The sequence below is a fragment of the Cellulomonas sp. PhB143 genome (assembly GCF_003752595.1).
Taxonomy (GTDB): Bacteria; Actinomycetota; Actinomycetes; order Actinomycetales; family Cellulomonadaceae; genus Paraoerskovia.
On sequence record NZ_RKIJ01000013.1, the window covers coordinates 202115 to 221076 of the forward strand.

Annotated in this window: 18 protein-coding genes; 15 read left to right on the forward strand and 3 right to left on the reverse strand. The window is 74.3% G+C overall.

Going from position 1 to position 18962, the window contains the following annotated elements; translation table 11 throughout:
* Nucleotides 1-33: 33 nt before the first annotated feature.
* The 10 genes from EDF32_RS11080 (at nucleotide 34) to lnt (ending at nucleotide 11299) form a co-directional block, all read left to right on the forward strand.
* A complete protein-coding gene (locus EDF32_RS11080; RefSeq protein WP_123308599.1) occupies nucleotides 34-1041 on the forward strand; it encodes a YafY family protein in 1008 nt (335 codons plus the stop codon).
* Nucleotides 1034-1993 (forward strand): YafY family protein, encoded by a 960-nt coding sequence (locus EDF32_RS11085; protein WP_123308600.1) that lies wholly within the window; start codon nucleotides 1034-1036, stop codon nucleotides 1991-1993. The genes EDF32_RS11080 and EDF32_RS11085 overlap by 8 nt, the downstream gene beginning before the upstream one ends.
* A gap of 10 nt (nucleotides 1994-2003) precedes the next feature.
* Nucleotides 2004-2342, forward strand: a complete 339-nt coding sequence (locus tag EDF32_RS11090; RefSeq protein WP_123308601.1) for a hypothetical protein — start codon at nucleotides 2004-2006, stop codon at nucleotides 2340-2342.
* Nucleotides 2343-2499: 157 nt separating this feature from the next.
* Nucleotides 2500-2847, forward strand: coding sequence for a Sec-independent protein translocase subunit TatA (gene tatA, locus EDF32_RS11095; RefSeq protein ID WP_123308602.1), 348 nt, complete (start codon nucleotides 2500-2502; stop codon nucleotides 2845-2847).
* Between the two features lie 36 nt (nucleotides 2848-2883).
* Nucleotides 2884-3624, forward strand: a complete 741-nt coding sequence (gene tatC, locus EDF32_RS11100) for a twin-arginine translocase subunit TatC (RefSeq protein ID WP_123308735.1) — start codon at nucleotides 2884-2886, stop codon at nucleotides 3622-3624.
* A gap of 29 nt (nucleotides 3625-3653) precedes the next feature.
* A complete protein-coding gene (locus EDF32_RS11105) occupies nucleotides 3654-4661 on the forward strand; it encodes a diacylglycerol kinase family protein (protein ID WP_123308603.1) in 1008 nt (335 codons plus the stop codon).
* Nucleotides 4662-4670: 9 nt separating this feature from the next.
* Nucleotides 4671-7577 (forward strand): RNA helicase, encoded by a 2907-nt coding sequence (locus EDF32_RS11110; RefSeq protein WP_123308604.1) that lies wholly within the window; start codon nucleotides 4671-4673, stop codon nucleotides 7575-7577.
* A gap of 140 nt (nucleotides 7578-7717) precedes the next feature.
* On the forward strand, nucleotides 7718-7867 hold the full coding sequence (locus EDF32_RS11115) for a hypothetical protein (RefSeq protein WP_199734914.1): 150 nt from the start codon (nucleotides 7718-7720) through the stop codon (nucleotides 7865-7867).
* A 62-nt stretch (nucleotides 7868-7929) separates the two neighbouring features.
* Complete coding sequence (locus EDF32_RS11120; protein WP_123308736.1) at nucleotides 7930-9621, forward strand: amidohydrolase; 1692 nt, start codon at nucleotides 7930-7932, stop codon at nucleotides 9619-9621.
* A gap of 70 nt (nucleotides 9622-9691) precedes the next feature.
* Nucleotides 9692-11299, forward strand: a complete 1608-nt coding sequence (lnt, locus tag EDF32_RS11125; RefSeq protein WP_370449972.1) for an apolipoprotein N-acyltransferase — start codon at nucleotides 9692-9694, stop codon at nucleotides 11297-11299.
* 86 nt (nucleotides 11300-11385) lie between these two features.
* Here the strand turns inward: lnt and EDF32_RS11130 are convergent, their stop codons facing one another.
* On the reverse strand, nucleotides 11386-11730 hold the full coding sequence (locus EDF32_RS11130) for an RNA polymerase-binding protein RbpA (RefSeq protein ID WP_123308605.1): 345 nt from the start codon (nucleotides 11728-11730) through the stop codon (nucleotides 11386-11388).
* Nucleotides 11731-12040: 310 nt separating this feature from the next.
* On the opposite strand from EDF32_RS11130, the gene EDF32_RS14980 reads away from it, so the two are divergent.
* Genes EDF32_RS14980 through EDF32_RS11140 form a run of 3 tightly spaced genes read left to right on the forward strand, consistent with a single transcriptional unit; the run spans nucleotide 12041 to nucleotide 15096 of the window.
* Nucleotides 12041-12175 carry a hypothetical protein gene (locus EDF32_RS14980; RefSeq protein ID WP_255414258.1) on the forward strand — a complete coding sequence of 45 codons (135 nt, stop codon included), beginning with the start codon at nucleotides 12041-12043 and terminating at the stop codon, nucleotides 12173-12175.
* A 1-nt stretch (nucleotide 12176) separates the two neighbouring features.
* Nucleotides 12177-14531, forward strand: coding sequence for an excinuclease ABC subunit UvrA (locus EDF32_RS11135; RefSeq protein ID WP_123308606.1), 2355 nt, complete (start codon nucleotides 12177-12179; stop codon nucleotides 14529-14531).
* 43 nt (nucleotides 14532-14574) lie between these two features.
* Entirely contained in the window at nucleotides 14575-15096 is a 522-nt protein-coding gene (locus EDF32_RS11140) for a putative immunity protein (protein ID WP_123308607.1), read from the forward strand.
* Nucleotides 15097-15114: 18 nt separating this feature from the next.
* On the opposite strand, the gene EDF32_RS11145 is transcribed toward EDF32_RS11140, so the two are convergent.
* The gene (locus EDF32_RS11145) at nucleotides 15115-15828 is read right to left on the reverse strand and encodes a VOC family protein (RefSeq protein WP_123308608.1); all 714 of its coding nucleotides are present in this window, start codon (nucleotides 15826-15828) and stop codon (nucleotides 15115-15117) included.
* Nucleotides 15829-15926: 98 nt separating this feature from the next.
* Nucleotides 15927-16919: a phosphotransferase gene (locus tag EDF32_RS11150; protein WP_123308609.1), complete on the reverse strand. Its 993-nt coding sequence runs from the start codon at nucleotides 16917-16919 to the stop codon at nucleotides 15927-15929.
* Nucleotides 16920-17013: 94 nt separating this feature from the next.
* Here EDF32_RS11150 and EDF32_RS11155 point away from each other — a divergent pair, with 94 nt between their 5' ends.
* Together EDF32_RS11155 and EDF32_RS11160 are read left to right on the forward strand one after the other, a co-directional pair.
* On the forward strand, nucleotides 17014-17412 hold the full coding sequence (locus EDF32_RS11155; RefSeq protein ID WP_123308610.1) for an MmcQ/YjbR family DNA-binding protein: 399 nt from the start codon (nucleotides 17014-17016) through the stop codon (nucleotides 17410-17412).
* 758 nt (nucleotides 17413-18170) lie between these two features.
* The gene (locus tag EDF32_RS11160; RefSeq protein ID WP_123308738.1) at nucleotides 18171-18950 is read left to right on the forward strand and encodes a class I SAM-dependent methyltransferase; all 780 of its coding nucleotides are present in this window, start codon (nucleotides 18171-18173) and stop codon (nucleotides 18948-18950) included.
* Nucleotides 18951-18962 lie beyond the last annotated feature (12 nt).

Sequence of the window (18962 nt, forward strand, 5' to 3'; positions counted from 1 at the left end):
GCCCGAGGCTACTGCACGCTAGCGTTGGCCCCGATGGCCGAGAGATCACAACCCCACGAGCGCCTGCTCAACCTCGTGATCGCGCTCGTGAACACGAGCGGCGCGATGACCAAGCAGATGATCCACGGCACGGTGAAGGGGTACGACGACGCCGCGACCGACGAGGCGTTCGAACGGATGTTCGAGCGCGACAAGGACGCCCTGCGCGCCCTGGGCATCCCCGTGGTCACCGTCAACGCGGACGGGCACGCGGACGACGTCGGCTACCGCGTCGATCTCGACGCCTACGCCCTGGGCGAGCTGGACCTGACGCCCGCGGAGCTCGGCGTGCTGTCCCTGGCGGCGCAGTTCTGGCAGGACAAGAACCTGCGCACCGACATGTCCCGGGCGCTGACGAAGATCCGCTCGGCAGGGGTGGACGAGGCGGCCACGGACGTGGTCGCGGGGCTCGCCCCCCGGGTGCGGGCCGCGGGGGAGGCGTACGGGCCGTTGCTCGACGCGATCTCGGCGCGCACGGTGGTGACGTTCACCTACCGGGCGGCCAGCACGGGCGAGGTCCGGCGGCGCACGGTGGAGCCGTGGCGCGTCGCCGCGCGCGGGGGCGGCTGGTACGTCATCGGTCTCGACCGTGACCGCGGCGCCGTGCGGGCCTACCGTCTGAGCCGGGTCGTGGGCGCCGTGCGCGCGACCGGACCGGCGGGGGCCTACGAGCTGCCCGCCCGCGTCGACGTGGACGCGGTCCTCGGGCTGATGCCGGCCGGCGGCGGCGAGCGGGCCGAGCGCACCGCGCGGCTCGCGGTCATGCCCGAGCGGGCCGGCACGCTCCGCGCCCGGGGGCAGGTGGTCGCCGTGGACGGGGACCGCGACGTCCTCGAGATCGGCTTCGGCTCGGCGGACCGGCTGGCGGCCGAGGTCGCCGGGTACGGGGAGGCGGTGGTGGTGCTGGCGCCCGAGGACGTGCGGGCCGCGGCGGTCGACCGGCTGCGCCGGGCAGCGGCGCTCGGTGACGGGTCCCCCGGGACGGAGGTGGCTCGTGGCTGAGCGCGCGGACGACCGCGTCGTGCGGCTCCTGGGGCTGGTGGCCTACCTCGACCATGCCGGCCCGGTCTCGGTCGAGCAGCTCGCGACCCGGTTCGGGGTCTCGAGCGAGCAGATCGTCAAGGACGTGGACGCCCTCTGGGTCACGGGGACGCCGGGCTACTTCCCGGACGACCTCATCGACTTCGACGCCTACTCCCTCGACGAGGGGATCGTGCGGCTCACGGCCGCCCGCGGGCTCACCCGTCCCCTGCGTCTCGGCACGCGGGAGGCGATCGCGCTGATCGCGGCGCTGCGCGCGATGGGTGACGCCCTCGCCCCGGACGACGAGCGTGCTCACGTGCTCGGCTCGGTCCTCGCGAAGCTCACGGCCGCGACGGGCGAGGCGGCCGCGGCGCTCGACGTGCGCCTCGCCACCCCCGGGGCGCCCGACGTGGTCGCGACGCTCGCGCGGGCGATCGCGGACCGGCGCCGGGTGCGCATCCGCTACGTGACGGCGGCCGACGTCGCCTCCGAGCGGGACGTGGACCCGGTGGTGCTGCACACGCAGGACGAGCACGCCTATCTCGCGGCCTGGTGCCACCGCGCCGGCGCCCGGCGCACGTTCCGGGTCGACCGCATCACCGCGGCCACGGCGCTCGACGTGCCCGCGGAGGAGCACGACATCCCGCTCGACGTCGAGTACGCCCCGTCGCAGGACGCGCCGCTCGCCACGATCACCTTCTCGGGCCCCGCCCGCTGGGTCGCGGAGCAGGTCCCTGTCGAGTCCGTCCGCGACCTGGACGACGGCGGGTTCGAGGTCGTCCTGCGGGTCACGAACCCGACCTGGCTGCGCCACCTGCTGCTCGAGCAGGCGACCTACGTGCGTGGCGTCTCGCCGTCCGGCCTCGTGCAGGACGTGGCCTCGGCCGCCCGCGCGGCGCTGGCGGCGTACGGCGAGCCCACGGCCCCCTAGGCTGGCGCGCATGTGGTGGTGGATCCTGTGGGTCGTCCTGGTCGTGGGCGCGGTGTGCGTGGTCGCGTGGCTCGTGCGCGACGTGTGGCGCCGGGCGCGCCGGTTCCTGCGCGAGCTGTCGAAGGCGGAGGGCGTCCTCTCGGACCTGTCGGCGCGTGCCGCCGAGCTGGAGCGCCTCGCCGCCGCCGACGGGCCCGTGGGACCGGTCGACATGAGCGACGTGCCGGCGGCCCGCGCGCGGGTGGACGAGCGACGGCTCGAGACGGTCGCGCGCCGCGGCGAGCGGCGGGCGCGGCGCCACGCCCGGGACGCCGAGCTCTGGGGGCGCTGGGAGCGCGACGAGCTCTGACGCGCTCGGGGCGGCACGACGTGACCGGCGTCACGCCGTGCCGCCGGAGGCTGATAGCGTCCGCCGTGCACGGGCTCGCCCGCCCGGGAACGTACGATCGTGGTGTGGGACGCGTCGCTGCGCCCCGTGCACCGCCGAGACACCGAGGAGCCTCACCGTGAACGCGCTCAAGCCCTGGCACATCATCGTGCTGGTCGTCGTGATCCTGCTGCTGTTCGGTGCGCGTCGCCTCCCCGACCTCGCCAAGAGCGTCGGCCAGTCCCTGAAGATCTTCAAGAGCGAGGTCGAGGACCTGCGCGGCGACGACAAGAAGGCCGACGTACCGCCGGCCACGCACCCGGCCGGGGCACCGGCCGCCGGAGCCCAGCCGCCGGTGACGCCCGCGGCCCCGGCGCCCGCGCCTCCGACGCCCGAACCGTCGTCGGGCTCGAGCCTCCCGCCGGGCATGTGGGACCCGAACAGCACGCGCGCCCCGGGCCGTACGGACGAGAACCCGAAGGCCTGACGCGTGGCGCGCACACGCCGCGCCACCGACGCGCGGATGCCGCTGCGCGAGCATCTGCTGGAGATCCGCAAGAGGCTCTTCCTGTCCTCGATCGGCATCGTCGTCGGTGCCGTCGTCGGCTGGTTCCTGTACGACCCGGTGTTCCATGCCCTGCAGCAGCCCCTGCTCGACGCCGCGGCGCAGAACAACACGCTGACCACCACGAACTTCGGCGGGGTCGCGACCGCGATCGACATGAAGTTCAAGGTCTCGCTGTTCATCGGCATCCTGGTCTCGACGCCGTGGTGGATGTACCAGCTGTGGGCCTTCGTCAACCCCGGTCTGACCTCCAAGGAGCGCCGCTACGCGTTCGCGTTCCTCGGCTCGGGCGTGCCGCTGTTCCTGGGCGGCGCCTGGCTCGCGTGGTGGGTGCTGCCGCACGCCGTGAAGGTCCTCACCGACTTCGTCCCCGCGGACTCCGCGAACTTCATCGACGCGCAGCTCTATCTCTCCTTCGTCATGCGCCTCGTGCTCGCGTTCGGGATCGCGTTCCTGCTGCCGGTCGTGATGGTCGCCCTGAACTTCCTCGGCGTCGTCCGCGCCCGGACCTGGGCCCACGGGTGGCGGTGGGCCGTGCTCATCGCCTTCGCGTTCTCCGCGGTGATGACCCCGACGCCCGACGCGCTGACGATGATCTGGGTCGCGCTGCCCATCTGCGGGCTGTACGCGGTCGCGCTGGTCGTGTGCACCGTGCACGACCGGCGGATCGACCGCCGCGTCGAGGCTCTCGCACCGTGACCGCCGCGTGACCGCCGCGTGACCGCCGCGTGAACCGGCACCGGTCCGCCCGGATCGGCGTCGTCGTCAACCCGACCGCCGGCCGCGGGCACGGCCTCGACGCCGGGCGTCGCGCCGTCACGCTCCTCGACGCCGCGGGCCACGACGTCGTCAACCTCTCCGCCACGACGGCCGCCGGCGCGCTCGAGAACGCACGGGCCGCCGTCCGGGGCACGCGCCCGGAGGCGGCCGGCGGCCCGGTCGACGCCCTGGTCGTCGTCGGCGGCGACGGGATGACCCACCTCGGCGTCAACGCCGTCGCGGGGACGACGGTCCCGCTGGGTCTGGTCGCCGCGGGCAGCGGCAACGACGCGGCACGCGAGCTCGGCCTCCCCGTCCGCGACGTCCGCACGGGGGTCCGGGCGCTGCTCGACGCGCTGGCGGCGGGCCCGCGCACGATCGACGCGGCGTCCGTCGTCGCCCTGGGTGCGGGCGCCGACGGCACCGGTGGCACCGAGGGAGGTGCGCCCGCCCGCTGGTTCTGCGGGGTGCTCTCGGCCGGCCTCGACGCCGCCGTCAACGCCCGTGCCAACGAGATCCGGTGGCCGCGGGGCCGGGCGAGCTACGTGCGCGCCGTCGGCTCCGAGCTGCGCCGCTTCGCGCCGTACGGGTACCGCGTCACGACCGAGGACCGCACGTGGGACTCGCCCGGCACGCTCGTCGCGGTCGCGAACGGGCCGGCGATCGGCGGCGGGATCCGCATCGCCCCGGGTGCCCTGTTCGACGACGGCCTGCTCGACGTGGTCGTCGCGGCCCCGTTCGGCCGGCTGCGCGCCGCCTCGATCTTCCCGGGCATGTACCGGGGCCGGCACCTCGGTGTCGAGGGGATCGAGTCGTTCCGGGCACGCCGCGTGACGCTCGAGCCGACCGGCGCCGGAGCGCTGCCCCCGGAGGCGTTCGCCGACGGGGAGCGCATCGGGCCCCTGCCCCTGCGCGTCGAGGTCGTGCCCGGCGCGCTGCGCGTCCTCGCGCCGCCGGTCGGGGCCGCCCGACCGTAGGGTGGCGTCATGGCTGAGCGCACACCCCGCACGACCACCGACGCCGGGTCGCCCGCCGAGCGCTACACCGCGGCCCGGGCGCGCGCCCACGAGGACCGCACGGAGCTCGCCCGGTTCCGCGGCGTCGCCGGTTTCGAGCTCGACCCGTTCCAGGTGGACGCCTGCCAGGCGCTCGAGGCGGGGCGCGGCGTCCTCGTCGCGGCCCCCACGGGAGCGGGCAAGACCATCGTGGGGGAGTTCGCCGTCCACCTCGCCCTCGCGGGCGGCCGCAAGGCGTTCTACACGACGCCCATCAAGGCGCTGTCCAACCAGAAGTACGCCGACCTGGTGCGCCGCTACGGGCCCGACGACGTCGGCCTGCTCACCGGCGACACGGCGATCAACGGTGACGCGCCCGTCGTCGTGATGACCACCGAGGTCCTGCGCAACATGCTCTACGCCGGGTCCTCCGCCCTCGACGGTCTCGCGTTCGTCGTCATGGACGAGGTGCACTACCTCGCCGACCGGTTCCGCGGCCCCGTCTGGGAAGAGGTGATCATCCACCTGACCGACGACGTCCAGCTCGTCTCGCTCTCGGCGACGGTCTCCAACGCCGAGGAGTTCGGCGACTGGCTCGCCATGGTGCGCGGCGACACGGCCGTCGTCGTCAGCGAGCGCCGGCCCGTGCCGCTGTGGCAGCACGTCGCCGTCGGCTCCCGCGAGGCGCGGGGCGGGCCCGAGCTCGTCGACCTGTACGCGCAGGACGTGGACCCGACCGCGCCGGGCACGAACCCGCCGATCAGCCCGGAGCTCGTCGCGGCGCTGCGCGCGGGGCGCCCCGACCGGGACACCCGGGGGCAGGGCGGGGACCGCGGGTTCCGCGGACCGGGCGGGCGGCGTGCGCAGGCCCGCGGGCGCGCGGGACGGACCGCCCAGCCGGTGCGGCAGGGGCAGGGCGGCGGGGGCGCGCGCCGTTCCCCCGCGCGCTTCGCCGTGGTCGACGCCCTGCACCAGGACTCGCTGCTGCCGGCGATCTACTTCATCTTCTCCCGCGCGGGCTGCGAGGGAGCGGTCACCCAGTGCCTCACCGCGGGGCTGCGCCTGACCTCGCCGGCGGAGGAGGCCGAGATCCGGGCCGCCGTCGAGCTGCGTGCGCAGACGCTCCCGGCGGAGGACCTCCAGGTGCTCGGCTTCCACACGTGGGCGGAGTCGCTGGCCCGGGGGATCGCGGCCCACCACGCGGGGATGCTGCCGATCTTCAAGGAGACGGTCGAGGACCTGTTCTCGCGCGGGCTGGTCAAGGTCGTGTTCGCGACGGAGACGCTCGCGCTCGGCATCAACATGCCGGCGCGCTCGGTGGTGCTGGAGAAGCTCGTCAAGTGGGACGGGACGTCCCACGTGGACGTGACGCCGGGGGAGTACACCCAGCTCACGGGGCGCGCGGGGCGCCGGGGGATCGACGTCGAGGGTCACGCCGTGGTCGTCGAGCACCCGGGGCTCGACCCGGTGGCGCTGGCCGGGCTCGCGTCGCGCCGGCTGTACCCGCTGCGGTCCAGCTTCCGCCCCACCTACAACATGGCCGTCAACCTCGTCGAGCAGGTCGGTCGCGACCGGGCGCGCGACGTGCTCGAGACGTCCTTCGCCCAGTTCCAGGCGGACCGCGGCGTCGTCGGCCTCGCGAAGCAGGCCCAGGCCCACGCGGAGGCGCTCGACGGGTACGCCGAGGCGATGCGCTGCGACCGGGGAAGCTTCCCGGAGTACGCGGACCTGCGTCGCCGGATCGCGGCGCGCGAGCAGGACCTCGGGCGAGCGGACCGCAGCGAGCAGCGCGCGGCGACCGTCGCGGCGTTCGAGGCGCTGCGCCCCGGCGACGTGGTGGAGGTCCCGTCCGGCCGGCGGGCCGGCTACGTGCTGGTCCTCGCCCAGGGCGACGGCGGGTTCGACGGGCCCCGCCCGACGGTCCTCACCCAGGACAAGCAGGTCAAGAAGCTCACGGTGGCCGACGCCCCGCACGGCGTACGGACCCTGACCCGGGTGCGCGTGCCGAAGGGCTTCAACCCTCGCGCCCCCCGCGACCGGGCTGCGCTGGCCGCGACCCTGCGCGACTCCGCCGCCGAGGCCGACGGCCGGTCCGGGGGCTCGCCCGGCGGCCGGGGCCGCGTGCGGTCCGCCGCCCACGACGACCGCGAGCTCTCCCGGCTGCGCGAGGAGCTGCGCGCCCACCCGTGCCACGCGTGCCCCGACCGCGAGGACCACGCCCGCTGGGCCGAGCGCTGGGCACGGCTGAAGAAGGAGCACGACGCCCTCGTGCGCCGGGTCGAGGGGCGCACGGGGTCGATCGCGCGGGTCTTCGACCACATCTGCGACGTGCTGGAGCACCTGGGCTACCTCGAGCAGGTCGAGCTCGACGGCCGGCGCTCCGTCGCGGTGACGGACGACGGACGGTGGCTGCGCCGCCTCTACGCCGAGAACGACCTGCTGCTCGCGGAGTGCCTGCGCCGGGGCGTGTGGGACGCGCTGGACGCGCCGGGCCTCGCGGCGGCCGTCTCCACGATCGTCTACGAGGCGCGGCGCGACGAGGGCACCGAGCCGCACGTGCCGGGCGGCCCCCAGGGCGTGCTCGCGCGGGCCCTGGACGACACGGTGCGCGTCTGGTCCGAGGTCGAGGACGTCGAGGCCGCCCACCGGGTCGACACGACGTCCCAGCCGGACCTCGGGATCGTCACGGCCGTGCACCGCTGGGCGACCGGCCGGTCCCTCGACCACGTGCTGCGCGGCTCCGAGCTCGCCGCCGGCGACTTCGTGCGCTGGTGCAAGCAGGTCATCGACGTCCTCGACCAGCTGTCCAAGGCCGCACCCCAGCCGAGGCTGCGCACCACCGCGCGCAAGGCGATCGATGCCGTGCACCGCGGCGTCGTCGCCTACTCGAGCCTGTGAGCCCCCGATGAGCGTGCCCGCACGCCGGTCCGCGGTGACCGGCCCCGGTCCGGACGCGGAAGGGTACGAGGTCGTCGACGGTGTGCCCGACCCCGCGACGTACCGCGCCTTGCGCACGGGAGCGGGGCTGGCCTCGCATCATGGCGGCCCTGACCGGCGCCCTCGATGCGGGCGCCCCCGCCGGCGCCTACGTGTCTCTGATCGCGGACGGCCCTGCGCACCATCTGTACCGCGCGCACGGCTTCACCGAGACGGCCCCCGCGTCCGTCGGCATGCACCGGCGCCGGTAGCCGCCGGCAGGAGCCGGCACGCGGCTGTGCCCGCAGCGGCCCGACGGCCTAGGGTGCGGGACGTGACCACGACTCTCTACCGGGGCGGCATCGTGCACTCGCCGGCCGACCCGTTCGCCGAAGCCCTCCTCGTCGCCGACGGCCTGATCACCTGGATCGGGGCGGACGACACGGCCGACGGCATGGCGCACCGCGCCGACCGCGTCGTCGAGCTGGACGGCGCGCTCGTGGCGCCGGGGTTCGTCGACGCCCACGTGCACACCCTGGAGACGGCCCTGGCGCTGACCGGCGTCGACCTGTCCGCGAGCGCCGGCGTGGCGAGCCTCGCCCAGGCTCTGGCGGCGGTGCGGCACGCGGTGGACTCCCGGCCCGCCGGGGCGGCCGACGACGTGCTGCGCGCCTTCGGGTGGGACGAGACGGCGTGGCCGGAAGGCCGTGCTCCCACGCGCCGCGAGCTCGACGACGCGGCGCGGGGCGCGCGCGTCTACGCGGCGCGGGTGGACGTGCACTCGGCCGCCGTCTCGAGCTCCCTGGCCGAGGGGGCGGGGCTCGCCGGGCGCCCGGGCTGGACGGACGAGGGCTGGGTGACGGGCGAGGCGAACGACGCCGCGCGGGACGCGGCCCGCGACCTGAGCCCCGAGCGGCGCAGCGAGCTGTACCGGGTGGTCCTCGAGCACGCGGCGTCGCGGGGCATCGTCAGCATCCACGAGAACAGCGCCCCGCACATCGACACCCGCGCGGGCCTGCGCGAGCTGCTCGACCTGACGCGCGAGCCGGGGTCCGGTCTCCCGTCGGTCGTGGGCTACCGCGGCGAGCTGTGCGCGACGGCCGACGACGCCCGCGCGCTCCTGGCGGACCTGCCCGGGCTGGCGGGCATCGGTGGCGACCTGGACGTGGACGGGTCGATCGGCTCGCGCACCGCCGCGCTGCGTCACCGGTACAGCGACCTCGGCGGCACGACGGCCGGTGCGGCCGGCGGGGCGGTGCCGGGTGCCGGCGGCCCCGACGGCCGCGGGCTGCTGTACCTGGACGCCGCGCAGGTGGCCGCCCACCTGGCGGCCGTCACCGAGGCGGGCACCCAGGGCGGGTTCCACGTCATCGGCGACCGGGCGATGGACGTCTTCGTCGAGGGGCTCGCGGCCGCCGCCGAGGTGGTGGGCAACGGTCCGCTGCGGGCGGCCCGCCACCGCGTCGAGCACGCCCCGATGGTGGACGCGAACGCCCTGGCGTCGCTGCTGCTGTTCGGCGTGTGCCTGAGCATCCAGCCCGGCTTCGACGCCGCCTGGGGCGGGCCGGACGGGATGTACGCGACCCGGCTCGGGGGCACGCGCGTCGCGGGGATGAATGCGTTCGCCGACCTCGCGGGCGCGGGGGTGCCGATCGCGTTCGGCTCGGACGCGCCCGTCACGCCGCTCGACCCGTGGGGCGCGGTCCGCGCGACCCTGGAGCACGCCGACCCGGAGCAGCGCATCTCGGCCCGCGCCGCGTTCCGCGCGCACACGCGCGGCGGCTGGCGGCTGGCGGGCCTCGACGACTCGGGCGCCGGCGAGCTGCGCGTCGGCGCGCCCGCGCACCTCGCGGTGTGGCGCGCCGAGCACCTGGCGGTGCAGGGCGGCAACCAGCGCGTGTCCTCGTGGAGCACGGACGCCCGGTCCGGGACGCCGCTGCTGCCGGCGCTCGGCGGGGACGAGCCGGAGCCGGTGTGCCTGCAGACCGTGCGCGACGGCGTCGTCCTGCACGACGCGCTGGGCTGACGGACGCACGGGCGCAGCGCCCGCGCGAGACCCGCACCGGACGCCCGGGCGGGTGCCGTACCCTGCTCGGGTGCGAAATCCCGAGCCGCGCCGCTCCACCACGCTGTTCCTCGCCGCGGCCGGCGGCGTCGCCACGATGCTGGCGTTCCCCGACACGGGATGGTGGCCGACGGCGTTCGTCGGCGTCGCCCTGCTGTACCTGGCGCTGCGCCGGGACGGGGCGTGGTGGAACGCGCTCGTCGGTCTCGTCTACGGGCTCGCGTTCTTCCTGCCCCACATCTGGTGGTCGTACGTCGCGACGGCGGCCGTCCCGTGGCTGGCGCTGAGCATCACCGAGTCCGTCTTCGTCGCGGGGTTCGCCGCGGCATGGACCTGGGTGCGGCGCGTCCCCGCCGTACGGGAGCACGCCTGGCTGCAGGTCCTGGTGCTGCCGCTGCTGTGGGTCGCGGTCGAGCAGTGGCGCTCGATCTGGCCGTTCGGCGGCTTCCCGTGGGGCAAGCTCGCGTTCTCCCAGGAGGACTCCCCGCTGCTGCACGCCGCCTGGCTCGGCGGCGCCCCGCTCGTGTCCTTCCTCGTGGCGGCCGTGGGCGTGCTCCTCGGCGTCGCGCTGCTGGCCCTGGGGGCGCAGGCCGTGCCCCGGCGCGCGGGGGCCGGCGTCGTCGTCGTGGCGGTCGCGGGAGTCCTGCTCGTGGTGCCGCTCGCGATCCCGCTGGCGACCGACGCGCAGGACGGCACCCTGCGCACCGGCGCCGTGCAGGGGAACGTGGACGAGCCCGGGCTGGGGTCCTTCGCCAACCGCGGCGAGGTCCTGCAGAACCACGTGGACGGGACCAAGGCGCTGCTCGAGCAGGTCGACCCGGGGGACCTCGACGTCGTCCTGTGGCCGGAGAACGGCTCCGACCTCGACCCCCAGACGAACCCCGACGTCGCCGCGGACATCGACGACGCCGCGCGCACCGTCGGCGCCCCGATCCTCGTGGGCGCGCAGGAGTTCCCCGAGTCGGGGGGCCGGTACAACGTGCTGCTGCTGTGGGAGCCGGGGGTCGGGGTCACCGACCGCTACGCCAAGCAGCACCCGGCGGCCTTCGGGGAGTACATCCCCATCCGCGGGTTCGTGCGCCTGTTCAGCGACCAGGTCGACCGGATCACCACGGACATGATCCCCGGGCGCGGCGCCGGGGTGATGGACCTCGACGTCCCCCGGCTCGGGCGCACGGTGCCGCTCGCGACCCTGATCTGCTTCGAGGTGGCCTACGACGGGCTGATCCAGGACGCGGTGCGCGACGGGGGAGAGGTCCTGGTGATACCGACCAACAACGCCTCGTTCGGGTTCACCGCGGAGTCGACGCAGCAGCTGGCGATGTCGCGCCTGCGCGCGGTGGAGACCGGACGCGCCACCGTGCAGATCTCGACGGTCGGCGTCAGCGGCGTGATCGCGCCCGACGGGACGGTGCTGCAGTCCACGGACCTGTTCACCGCGGCGCAGATGGTCTCCGAGCTGCCGCTGCGCACCTCGCTGACGCCCGCGGTGGTCGCGGGGCGGTGGGTCGAGCGCGGCGTGTGGGCGCTGTCGGTGCTCCTGCTGGCCGGCGGCGTGGTCGCCGGGGTCCGCGGACGCCGTCGGGCCCGGACCGCCGCCCCCGACGCGCAGCCGGCCCCGGAGCTCCTGCCGCACTGATACCCGCACCGACGGCGTACCCGTCGTCCGGGACGACGAAGGCCCGCACCCGGGCGACGGGTGCGGGCCTTCGACAGCGCGGGCGGTCAGGCGCTGCGGCGCAGCTTCCCCGCGCGCAGCAGGTCGAGACGCTCGTCGAGCAGCTCCTCCAGCTCGGAGATGGTGCGGCGCTCGAGCAGCATGTCCCAGTGGGTGCGCGGCGGCTTGGACGCCTTGGGCTCGGGGCGCTCAGCGTCGCGCAGGAGCGCCTCCTCGCCGCAACGGCACTCCCAGACCGGGGGGACCTCGGCCTCGGTCGAGAACGGCAGGATGATCGTGTGGCCGTTCGGGCAGTCGTAGTGGGCCTGGAAGCGGGGGGCGAAGTCGACGCCCTCGTCGGTCTCCATGCTCTTCGAGCCGATGCTCATTCCACGCAACGAACGGTCGGGCATGTGGTCCTCCAAGGGGTAGCGGAAGCGTCGTCCAAAGACAGTGAACCGCCGGACGGCGATCGATGTTCCGTGGACCGGTGAAGGTCCCGTGAACGTGCGCACTCATCGCCGGGACAGCGCGCCGGAACGCCAGTCAAGGTTTCCAGGCGCGCACCGGCGCTGCAAGTCGGCGGCCGCCGGAATGAGCAAGGACACACCACGGGCGCCCGGGCACGGGGTCGCTATGCCCGTGGCCGTGCCCGTGGCCGGCGGCAGCGACACGGACGTCACCGCGAGCGCCGGCAGCAGACCTTCACCTAGCGTGAGAGGCATGGACCTCACCCTGCGCACCACGCGCTTCCCGCACACCCTGGCCATGAAGGACCTCGACGCCACGGTCGAGCGGCTCCGGGCCGCGGGCGCGGACCCGGCGGGCACCATGGTCCGCATCGACGAGGTCCGCTGAGGTGAGCGCCACGCACACCGCCGACACGCACGACGTGATCCGCGTGCAGGGCGCACGGGAGAACAACCTCAAGGACGTCACCGTCGAGATCCCCAAGCGCCGGCTCACCGTGTTCACCGGGGTGTCCGGGTCCGGCAAGAGCTCGCTGGTCTTCGACACGGTCGCCGCCGAGTCGCAGCGCATGATCAACGAGACCTATCCCGCGTTCCTGCAGGGCTTCATGCCGTCGGTCGACCGCCCGGACGTCGACGTGCTCGAGGGCCTGACGACGGCGATCGTCGTCGACCAGGAGCGGCTCGGCGCGAACCCCCGCTCGACCGTGGGGACCGTCACCGACGCCAACGCGATCCTGCGCGTCCTGTTCAGCCGGTTCGGCGAGCCGCAGGTCGGCCCGCCCGTGGCGTTCTCCTTCAACGTCCCGGCGCGCAAGGCCAGCGGCGTCATGACCTCCGCGACGGGCGAGAAGAAGATCGTCCGTGAGGCGATCTACCACGGCGGCATGTGCCCGCGGTGCGAGGGCCGCGGCACCGTCTCGGACCTCGACCTGGGCGAGATCGTCGACGAGTCGCTCTCCCTGCTCGACGGAGCCATCAAGGTCCCCGGCTACACCGCCGACGGGTGGATGGTCGCCACGTTCGTCGAGTCCGGGTACTTCCCGCCCGACCGGCCCGTGGGCGAGTTCACCGACGCCCAGCGCCACGACCTGCTGTACAAGGAACCGACGAAGATCAAGGCCAAGGGGATCAACGTCACCTACGAGGGGCTGATCCCCAAGATCCAGAAGTCGATGTTCGCCAAGGACGTGGACGCGCTGCAGCCGCACATCCGGGCGTTCGTCGAGCGCGCCGCGACGTTCGCGACGTGCCCGGACTGCGGCGGCACCCGGCTGTCGGAGTCGGCGCGCTCCGCGAAGGTCCGCGGCGTGACGATCGCCGACCTGTGCGCCATGCAGATCACCGACCTCGCGGCGTGGATCCGCGACCTCGACGACCCGGCGATGGCGAGCGTCGTCACCGCGCTGGGGGACAACCTCTCCTCGTTCGTCGACCTCGGCCTCGGGTACCTCAGCCTCGACCGACCGTCCGGCACGCTGTCCGGGGGAGAGGCGCAGCGCATCAAGATGCTGCGCCACCTCGGCTCCTCGCTCACCGACGTCACGTACGTCTTCGACGAACCCACGATCGGCCTGCACCCGCACGACATCGACCGGATGAACGACCTGCTGCTCCAGCTGCGGGACAAGGGCAACACGGTGCTCGTCGTCGAGCACAAGCCCGAGACGATCCGGATCGCGGACCATGTCGTCGACCTCGGCCCGGGGGCCGGCACCGCCGGGGGAGAGGTGACGTTCGAGGGCACCCTGGACGGCCTGCGCTCCAGCGGCACGGTCACGGGTCGCCATCTCGACGACCGCGCGCGGCTCAAGGCCGCCGCCCGCACGCCGTCGGGCACCCTCGAGGTGCGCGGGGCGCACTCGCACAACCTGCAGGACGTCGACGTCGACGTGCCGCTCGGGGTCCTGGTCGTCGTGACCGGCGTCGCGGGCTCGGGCAAGAGCTCGCTCGTGGAGGGCTCGATCTCGCGGCGCGAGGGCGTCGTCACCATCGACCAGAGCGCGGTCAAGGGTTCGCGACGCTCCAACCCCGCCACCTACACGGGCATGCTCGACCCGATCCGCAAGGCGTTCGCCAAGGCCAACGGGGTCAAGCCCGCGCTGTTCAGCGCCAACTCCGAGGGCGCCTGCCCGGCGTGCAAGGGCGCCGGCGTCATCTACACCGAGCTCGGGTTCATGGAGACGGTCACCACGCCGTGCGAGGAGTGCGGGGGGACCCGGTTCCGGGCCGAGGTGCTCGACCACCGGCTCGGCGAGCTGAACATCGCGCAGGTCCTCGACCTGCCCGTGGCCCGCGCGCGCGCCTACTTCTCCGAGGGCCCCGCCCGCACGCCCGCGGCCGCGGCGGTCCTCGAGCGGATGGAGGACGTCGGCCTCGGTTATGTCAGCCTGGGCCAGCCGCTGACGACGCTGTCCGGGGGAGAGCGGCAGCGGCTCAAGCTCGCGACGCACCTGGGGGAGAAGGGCGGGATCCTGGTGCTCGACGAGCCCACGACGGGCCTGCACCTCGCCGACGTGGAGAACCTCCTCGGGCTGCTCGACCGGATCGTCGACGCCGGACGCTCCGTCGTCGTCATCGAGCACCACCAGGCGGTGATGGCGCACGCCGACTGGATCATCGACCTCGGTCCCGGCGCCGGGCACGACGGCGGCCGCGTCGTCTTCGAGGGCACGCCGGCAGACCTCGTCGCGGCCCGCTCCACGCTGACGGGCGAGCACCTCGCGGCGTACGTGGGCGCATGACCGCGCAGCCCGACGCCGCCGCACCGGAGATGGGTTCCCGGCCGTGATCCTGTCGAAGGACCGCGACCCGCGCCTGGTGACCGTGCGTCGCGGTGGCACCCTGACCGACGCCGACCACCACCTGCTTGCGCTGTGGGCCGCGGGCTGCGCCGAGCGCGTGCTCGGCCTCTTCGAGGCGGCGCGGCCCGACGACGCCCGGCCGCGCCAGGCCATCGAGCACGCCCGGCGGTGGGCCGCGGGCGAGGTCACGATGACGCAGGCCCGCACGGCGGGCGGTCACGCCATGGGCGCGGCCCGGGAGCTCCGGGGCGCCGCCCGGCACGCCGCGTACGCGGCGGGTCAGGCCGCGGTGGTCGCGCACGTCGCGGCGCACGACCTGGGCGCCGCCGCGTACGCGATCAAGGCTGCGTCGGCCGACGCAGCCGCGAAGGGCGAGGACGCCGAGGCGGCGCGGCTCGCCGAGCGCGACCGGCAGCGGGAACTGGTGCCCGCGGTCGTCCGCGCGCTGGTGCTCGACGACCAGCGGCGGCGCAGCGCGATCTGCTGGCACGTGTTCGACGACTGAGCAGGTCGAGCGGGACACTCACCCGGCGTCCGGCCGCTCCCGCAGCCAGAGCTCCTGACCGTCGGGGTCGGCGAGCCGAAACGTGCCGTCGGGCCCCCTTCTCGCCACGCGCGACGCGCCGAGCGCGAGCAGCCTGGCGAGGTCGCCGTCCAGATCGTCGGTACTGAGGGCGAGGTGCTGGCGGATCCGCCCGGTCACCGGTGCGACGGGAGGTCCGGACCAGGAGATCTTCGTGCCGCCCGCGGGCGCCTGCACCGCGGTCTCTCCGTCGCGGTCCCAGACCAGCGGCCAGTCCAGGGCCGAGCTCCAGAACTGGCCGAGCTCGCGAGTCCCCTCACCGTTCAGCTCGCCGAGCACGCCGCAGCCCTCGAGGTAGGCGTTGCCCGGCGGTATCACGCAGAACTCGTTGCCTTCCGGGTCGGCGAGAACGACGTGGCCCTCGTCCGGGGTCTGACCGACGTCGAGATGGCTTGCTCCCAGGCGGAGGGCGGACGCCACGGTGGCGTCCATGTCCCGGTGGGTGGTGCTCGTCAGGTGCAGGTGGGCGCGGTTCGGCCCCGACCTCGCCTCGGGTCTCGCGCAGAAGGCGAGGCCGAGCTGGCCCGCCGCGCCCGGGAGCTGCGGACCGTAGATGCCGTCCGAGCTGTCCCGTTCGAGAAGCTCCGCCCAGAAGCGCGCCAGCCGGCCAGGGTCGTGAGCGTCGAAGACCACCCAGTCCAGTCGAAGGGTCATGTCTGCAACGCTAGGTCGCGCCGACGGCGGTGCACCAGGCAATTCTCCTCGGCGCCTTCGCGCGAGATCGCGCTCCCGATGCCTCTTTGGGGTTGAGATCACCGCGTCCCGAGGAGGGTGTCCAGCTGCCTCTGGGCCGCAGCTCCCCATCCCGTCGGGTCGTCGCCGGTCGGAACGAGAGCCCACGTGTACCAGAGCACGAGGGCGTCCCACCAGTGCTCCTCGACGGGCGTCAGCCGGCGCACCGACTGGTAGCCGGAGAAGAAGGCCGCGTGGACCTCGGCGGGAACGGGCCCCCAGTGACGAAAGCGGGTCCCGAGCATCACCGCCGAGCGGGCCAGCTCGTCGATGCACCAGTCGAGCCGTACCTCTTCGAAGTCGATGACCGCGACGATCGCCGGGCCGGCAGCGAGCACGTTCGACGAACGGAAGTCTCCGTGGACCAGCTGGACCGGGGGCAAGCCCGGCGGCGCCGCGGCCACGAGGCGGCGCATCATGCGGCGACCGGCCGCGGGCACATGCGCCGGCGCGGCGCCGAGCCACCCCGTGATGCGCGCTGGCAAGGGCTCGGGGCGCTCGGCGGACCGGACGAGCTCGTCGGCCGCCGGGTAGGCGGCGAGGGCCCGGTGAAGCTCGGCGAGGGTCGCCCCGGCGGCTCTGACCTGGACGGCGTCGTCCACGTCGAGGAGATCGCCGTCGACGACGCGCTGGAGGCTCATCGAGACGTTGTCCAGCTCGACCTGGTGACGACCGTCCAAGGCCGGCAGCGGTGCGGAGACGGGCAGTGACTCGCTGTCGAGCCACGCGGTGAGGCGAGCCACGCGGGATAGGTGCGCAAAGCGGGACGAGGCGACGGACCACTTGGCGAGCAGCCGGCCCGACGGCGTCACGACCCATGCCAGCGCGTTGCGGTCGCTGATGACGATGCGTTCGCATCGATCGATCGCGAGACCCCAGTGCGCGAGCAGGGTCGTCGCCACCCAGCGGCCGGCCGACGCCGCGTCGCGGAATCCGAACCGCGCGCGCAGCGCTTCCGCAGGATCGACCGTCTCCCACAACATCTCGATCACGGGCATCTGCGGCTCAGGCACCGGGCCATCCCACCATGTCCCGCGGTCGACGGCGCTACGCAGGTCCGAGGGCGCCCGGGCCCACTGGCCGCTGGACCGTGTGCGACCATGAACCGTGGCGGTCCTCGACGATGTGCGATCGCTGTGCAGCGAGCTGGAGCGGTCGTACCCGGTCTACGTACGCGGCCGGCTGAAGTTCCGGGTCAAGCAGATCGTGTACGTCGCGTTCTCCCTCGATGAGCGAGTGATGGGCTTCGCCTTTCCGAGAGAGGAGCGGGCAGCGCTCGTGGCGAGCGACCCGGTCAAGTTCCAGCTGCCGGGGGATTCCGACCTTCGATTCAACTGGGTGCACGCCGAGCTCGCCGCGCTCGATCCGGCCGAGGCGCGCGAACTCGTCGTCGACGCGTGGCGCATGGTCGTCCCACAGAAGGTCGCCCGGGCCTACGACCTGGCCCATCCTGGCGGCCTGGCTGAGCTCGACGACCGTCACCAGAGCGGAAGCGCGGACTCATGACAGGAGGACGTCGCCGACACGTTTCTCGCGCAGATCGGCCCAGGCAGTTCGCGCTAACCCGGCGCCGATAATGTGCATTATGTCAGAACAGGCGCTGATGGACGGCCGCGCCGCTCCTCGCTCGACCCTGCTCCGCCTGCCGCAGAGCGGCAGGTTCGCGAGGTCGTGCGCCGGCCCACCGACGACGACGACCGCCGCGAGCCGACGCGCCGGTCGCTCCGGCACAGGCGGCCCCGACGACGGCCTCGGCACAGATCCCGTCGGGCTGGACGGCGCACGTCGGCACGTCGTGATTCACGCCACGCCGTGCCGACGTCCAGAACGTTCCACGCGTGAAACCGGCGGCGACCTGGGCGCTGAGCTCTCGGGCATCCGATCGGCTACCCAGGTCCTCCGTCCTCGACGGCCCTGCGACGGCGTCCGGGCCTCCCCTTGCCGCTGCGCCGCCCGCACGACGGAACTGCGCGTGCCGCTCGGTCCGCGGCGCGCGGCACGCCAGCCTGCGTCAGCACGCCGTGCTGCAGCCGGGCGATCGAGCCGGTACTGTCTGCACAATCGGACATACGGCTCAAACCATAGTGTTTAGCACAACACAGTGGTGAGCACAGGATCCACGCTCACGCCCACGCCTACGCCCACGCCCCGCTCCGGCGTCGGCGGGCCGCCACTCCACCACCGGGCTCACCGGGCCCAGCAGGCCCGGCAGAGCCCAGCACCGCCGAGCGATGCACGGCCCGCATGCCTGAGAGGCTGTGGGCATGTCGGAGCCGCAGCCCGCACGACGGGCAGACCCCTCCTCCCCTGCCGACCGGGCGGCGTCGTTCGAGCGCGGCGCAGCGCTCTACGCCGGTGTGCGACCGGCGTACCCGGTCGCGTGCGTCGACTGGCTCCTTCCCGCCGGGGCCGAGCGGGTCCTCGACCTCGCGGCCGGGACCGGTCTCCTGACGACGTCGCTCGCGGCCCGCGGCCTGGACGTCGTCGCCGTCGAACCCTCTGCGGCCATGCTCACCGAGCTCAGGGAGCGGCTGCCCGGCGTGACGACGCACCTCGGCACTGCCGAGGCGATCCCGCTCCCCGGTCGCTGCGTCGACGCGGTGCTCGTCGGGCAGGCGTGGCACTGGTTCGAGCCCTCCCGCGCGGCCGCGGAGGTCGCGCGGGTCCTGCGGCCCGGCGGGCAGGTGGGCGTCACCTGGAACGACCGGGACGAGCGGGCCGGATGGGTGGCCCGCTTCGGTGAGATCCTCCACCGGGGCGACCGGCTCGACCCCCGGACGGCCCACGATCACGCCTCCCCCGCGCTCGGTCCGGCGTTCACCGAGGTCGAGCACGCGTCGTTCCCCTGGTCCGACCGGGTCCGCACCACCGATCTCCGCATGCTCGCCGCGTCTCGCAGCTACCTGCTCACGCTGCCCGACGACGCTCGCGACGCCCTGCTCGACGCCGTCGACCACCTTGTCCTCACCCATCCCGACCTCGCGGGACGGTCTGTGGTCGACCTGCCGTACGTCGCTCGAGCCTTTCGTGCCCGGCTGCGCTGAGCGCCCGGCGCC

What these genes read in the sequence shown, in the direction of transcription:
- EDF32_RS14980 (WP_255414258.1), top strand. Translation starts at nt 12,041, where the DNA reads ATGGACCTCACCCTGCGCACCACGCGCTTCCCGCACACCCTGGCCATG.
- EDF32_RS11145 (WP_123308608.1), bottom strand. Translation starts at nt 15,828, where the DNA reads ATGACCCTTCGACTGGACTGGGTGGTCTTCGACGCTCACGACCCTGGC.
- EDF32_RS11160 (WP_123308738.1), top strand. Translation starts at nt 18,171, where the DNA reads ATGTCGGAGCCGCAGCCCGCACGACGGGCAGACCCCTCCTCCCCTGCC.
- EDF32_RS11130 (WP_123308605.1), bottom strand. Translation starts at nt 11,730, where the DNA reads ATGCCCGACCGTTCGTTGCGTGGAATGAGCATCGGCTCGAAGAGCATG.
- EDF32_RS11080 (WP_123308599.1), top strand. Translation starts at nt 34, where the DNA reads ATGGCCGAGAGATCACAACCCCACGAGCGCCTGCTCAACCTCGTGATC.
- EDF32_RS11110 (WP_123308604.1), top strand. Translation starts at nt 4,671, where the DNA reads ATGGCTGAGCGCACACCCCGCACGACCACCGACGCCGGGTCGCCCGCC.
- EDF32_RS11115 (WP_199734914.1), top strand. Translation starts at nt 7,718, where the DNA reads ATGGCGGCCCTGACCGGCGCCCTCGATGCGGGCGCCCCCGCCGGCGCC.
- tatC (WP_123308735.1), top strand. Translation starts at nt 2,884, where the DNA reads ATGCCGCTGCGCGAGCATCTGCTGGAGATCCGCAAGAGGCTCTTCCTG.
- EDF32_RS11090 (WP_123308601.1), top strand. Translation starts at nt 2,004, where the DNA reads ATGTGGTGGTGGATCCTGTGGGTCGTCCTGGTCGTGGGCGCGGTGTGC.